Source organism: Streptomyces durocortorensis, from assembly GCF_016901035.1.
GTDB lineage: Bacteria > Actinomycetota > Actinomycetes > Streptomycetales > Streptomycetaceae > Streptomyces > Streptomyces durocortorensis.
Window position 1 is genome coordinate 1 of the sequence record NZ_JAFEUF010000177.1, and the last position, 4,606, is coordinate 4,606.

Sequence of the window (4,606 nt, forward strand, 5' to 3'; positions counted from 1 at the left end):
GCCCCCACCCCCGCCGCTTAGGATGCAGACGGTGGTCCGTTCAGGCCGCCATCGCCAGACGGCGACAGGGGAGGAAGCCCGGTGAGATTCCGGCGCGGTCCCGCCACTGTGAGTCCGGCCGCCGACACCACCGGCTGCCGGACGAGTCAGGAACTCCCTTCCCCGAGCGCCCGGTTTTCCCACCGGGCGCGGCGCCCGGCCCTGTGCCGGGCGGCAGGGGAGACCCTCCGACACCGCCCGGGGCGTGGACACCCCGAGGAAGGCCTGACGCAGCATGATCCTGCTCCTGTCGACGTCCGACACCGACCTCCTGAGCGCCCGCGCTTCCGCGGGGCCCGTCAGCTACCGGTACGCCAACCCCTCCCGCGTCGACCTCGGCGGACTGCCGGAGCTGCTGGACGGCGTCGACCTCGTGGTCGTACGGCTGCTCGGCGGCGTACGGGCATGGCAGGAGGGCCTCGACGCGGTGCTGGCCACCGGCCGCCCGGTCGTCGTGCTGACCGGTGAGCAGGCCCCCGACGCCCAGTTGATGGCCGCGTCCACCGTGCCGATCGGCATCGCCGCCGAGGCGCACGCCTACCTCGCGCACGGTGGGCCCGCCAACCTGGAGCAGCTGGCCCGGTTCCTCTCCGACACCGTGCTGCTGACCGGCCACGGCTTCGAGCCGCCCGCCCCGGCCCCCGCGTGGGGTCCGCTGGAGCGGGAGGCCCGCGCGGTGCCCGAGGGTGCGCCGACGGTCGCCGTCCTCTACTACCGCGCCCACCACATGAGCGGGAACACCGCGTTCGTGGACGCGCTGTGCACGGCGGTCGAGGACGCCGGGGCTCGCCCGCTCCCGCTGTACGTCGCGTCTCTCCGTACGCCGGAGGCCGACCTCATCGACCGGCTCCGCACCGCCGACGCCATCGTGACCACGGTCCTCGCGGCGGGCGGCACCAAGCCGGCCGCGGCCTCGGCCGGCGGCGACGACGAGTCGTGGGACGCGGGCGCGCTGACCCAGCTCGACGTGCCGATCCTCCAGGCGCTCTGCCTCACCAGCCCGCGCAGCGCCTGGGAGGAGAACGACGAGGGCGTCTCCCCGCTGGACGCGGCCACCCAGATCGCGGTGCCGGAGTTCGACGGCCGCCTGATCACGGTCCCCTTCTCCTTCAAGGAGATCGACGAGGACGGTCTCCCGGCGTACGTCCCCGACGCCGAGCGCGCGGCCCGGGTCGCCGGGATCGCCGTACGCCACGCGAAGCTGCGGACCATCCCCAACGCGGAGAAGAAGATCGCGCTGGTCCTCTCCGCCTACCCGACGAAGCACTCCCGCATCGGCAACGCGGTGGGCCTCGACACCCCCGCCAGCGCCGTGGCCCTGCTGCGCCGCCTGCGCGCCGAGGGGTACGACTTCGGGCCCGAGGAGGAGATCCCGGGCCTGGTCTCCGGCGACGGCGACGAGCTGATCTACGCGCTGATCGACGCGGGCGGCCACGACCAGGAGTGGCTCACCGAGGAGCAGTTGGCGAAGAACCCGGTCCGGATCCCGGCCGCCGACTACCGCCGCTGGTTCGCCGAACTCCCCCAGGAGCTGCGGGAGTCGGTGGAGGAGCACTGGGGCCCGGCCCCCGGCGAGATGTTCGTCGACCGCTCCGCCAACCCGGAGGGCGACATCGTCCTCGCGGCCCTGCGGCGCGGGAACCTCCTCATCCTCATCCAGCCGCCGCGCGGCTTCGGCGAGAACCCGATCGCGATCTACCACGACCCCGATCTCCCGCCGTCCCACCACTACTTGGCCGCGTACCGCTGGATCTCCGCCGCCGCAGAGGACAACGGGTTCGGCGCGGACGCGATGATCCACCTGGGCAAGCACGGCAACCTGGAGTGGCTGCCCGGCAAGAACGCGGGCCTCTCCGCCGCCTGCGGCCCCGACGCCGCCCTCGGCGATCTGCCGCTGGTCTACCCGTTCCTGGTGAACGACCCGGGCGAGGGTACGCAGGCGAAGCGCCGCGTCCACGCCACCCTGATCGACCACCTCGTCCCGCCGATGGCCCGCGCCGACAGCTACGGCGACATCGCGCGCCTGGAGCAACTCCTGGACGAGCACGCGCAGATCGCCGCGATGGACCCGGCGAAGCTGCCCGCGATCCGGGCCCAGATCTGGACGCTGATCCAGGCGGCGAAGCTCGACCACGACCTCGGGGTGGAGGACCGCCCGGAGGACGAGGGCTTCGACGACTTCATCATGCATCTGGACGGCTGGCTCTGCGAGATCAAGGACGTCCAGATCCGCGACGGCCTGCACGTCCTGGGCAACCCGCCCGCCGGGAACGACCGGGTCAACCTGGTCCTCGCGGTCCTCCGCGCCCGCCAGATCTGGGGCGGTACGGCATCCCTCCCCGGCCTGCGCGAGGCGCTCGGCCTGGACGAGTCGGCTGCCACCCGCACCGCCGCCGACGAGATCGAGGAGCAGGCGCGCGCGCTCGTCCAGGCGATGGACGACGCGGACTGGAACCCGGAGGCAGTGGCCGGGGTCGCGGCCGACCTCCCGGACGCCGTGGCCGACATCCTCACCTTCGCGGCCACGGAGGTCGTCCCGCGCATGGCGGCGACGACCGACGAACTCACCCACGCCGTGCACGCGTTGAACGGCGGCTTCGTCCCTGCGGGCCCGTCGGGCTCTCCGCTCCGCGGCCTGGTCAACGTGCTCCCCACGGGCCGTAACTTCTACTCGGTGGACCCGAAGGCGGTCCCGTCGAAGCTGGCCTGGGAGACGGGCCAGGCCCTGGCCGACTCGCTCCTGACCCGCTACCGCACCGACAACGGCGACTGGCCCACCTCGGTCGGCCTCTCCCTCTGGGGCACCAGCGCGATGCGCACGGCGGGCGACGACATCGCGGAGGCGTTCGCGCTGCTCGGCATCCGCCCCGTCTGGGACGACGCCTCGCGCCGCGTGACGGGCCTGGAGCCCATCCCGTACGAGGAGTTGGGCCGCCCCCGCATCGACGTCACGCTCCGCATCTCGGGCTTCTTCCGCGACGCGTTCCCGCACACGGTCGGGCTGCTCGACGACGCCGTACGCCTGGCGGCATCCCTCGACGAGCCGGCCGAGCGCAACTACGTACGGGCGCACACTCAGGCCGACCTGGCGGAACACGGCGACGAACGCCGGGCCACCACCCGCATCTTCGGCTCCCGCCCCGGCACGTACGGCGCGGGCCTCCTCCAGCTCATCGACTCCCGCGACTGGCGCACCGACGCCGACCTCGCCGAGGTCTACACGGTCTGGGGCGGCTACGCCTACGGCCGCGAGCTCGACGGCCGCCCGGCCCGCGAGGAGATGGAGAGCGCCTACAAGCGCATCGAGGTCGCCGCGAAGAACACCGACACCCGCGAGCACGACATCGCGGACTCCGACGACTACTTCCAGTACCACGGCGGCATGGTGGCGACCGTGCGCGCGCTGAAGGGCTCGGCCCCGGAGGCGTACATCGGCGACTCCACCCGCCCCGAGACGGTCCGCACGCGCACGCTCGTCGAGGAGACGTCCCGCGTCTTCCGGGCCCGCGTGGTCAACCCGAAGTGGATCGAGGCGATGCGCCGCCACGGCTACAAGGGTGCTTTCGAGCTGGCGGCCACGGTCGACTACCTCTTCGGCTACGACGCCACGACGGGCGTGGTCGCCGACTGGATGTACGACAAGCTCACCCAGACGTACGTCCTGGACCCGGAGAACAAGCAGTTCCTCCAGGAGGCCAACCCCTGGGCCCTGCACGGCATCGCGGAACGCCTGCTGGAGGCCGAGTCCCGCGGCATGTGGGCCAAGCCCGACCCGGCGGTTCTGGACGCGCTGCGCCAGGTGTACCTGGAGACGGAAGGCAACCTGGAGGGCGAGGACTGACCCGGCGGGCCCGCCGCCACCGACCGGTGGGGCGCGGCGCGGCGGATATGCGATGGCCCCAGCGGCCCCCACCCAGCACAGTGGGCGCATGACGATCCCCGCCCGCGCCTTCCTGTCCGGCCTCGAACTGTCCCGGATCCTCTACGAGGAAGCGGTGCGGCCGATCCTCGAAGCGGAGTTCCCGGACGCGCCGTACAGCAAGTGGCTGGGGAGCGCTTTCGCCCGGCTGCCCGGGGCCGACGACCTGCTGCCCTGGCTGCGGGGAGCCGTCACGGCCGGCGACTACGCGACCCGCGAGCGGCACCTCTGCGACGCGTACGAGCGCGTGGCCGAGGCCCAGAACCGCACGGGCCTCACCGAGGAGGTGGACCCGACGCGACGGCCGTACCACAGCCGCCCGTTCCAGGTGCTGCACGCCGAGCGCTTCGCCCAGGCACTGGCCCGCACCGTCACCGACCCGGACCTGCGGGATCTGCCGCTGACCGGGAGCGTGGACCAGTGGGCGGACAGCACGGACTTCCTGGGGCGGCCGGGGCCGGTGCGGGCGGCGGTGGACGGGCTGGCCGAATGACGGGCGCGCGAGGCGGCTGACGGGCTCACGAAGCCGGGGCCCCGGGGGGGGGCCCGGGGGGGGGGGGGGGGGGGGGGGAGCCGCGAAAACCGCCCCCCCGGCCCCCGGGGGGGGGGGGGGGGCCAACACTGGGGGGGCCGACACCGGGCCGGCGG

General features: G+C 73.6%; 1 protein-coding gene, 1 pseudogene and 1 riboswitch. The gene and the pseudogene both read left to right on the top strand.

Translation table 11 applies throughout. The annotated features are described in order from the left end of the window. Nucleotides 1-70: 70 nt before the first annotated feature. A riboswitch (cobalamin riboswitch) is annotated at nt 71-156 on the top strand. 118 nt (nt 157-274) lie between these two features. Continuing rightward, the gene (cobN, locus tag JS521_RS26140; RefSeq protein WP_205085430.1) at nt 275-3,880 is read left to right on the top strand and encodes a cobaltochelatase subunit CobN; all 3,606 of its coding nucleotides are present in this window, start codon (nt 275-277) and stop codon (nt 3,878-3,880) included. Between the two features lie 187 nt (nt 3,881-4,067). Further along, nucleotides 4,068-4,451 (top strand): annotated as a pseudogene (locus JS521_RS26145) (DUF4037 domain-containing protein); the annotation flags it as partial. Nucleotides 4,452-4,606 lie beyond the last annotated feature (155 nt).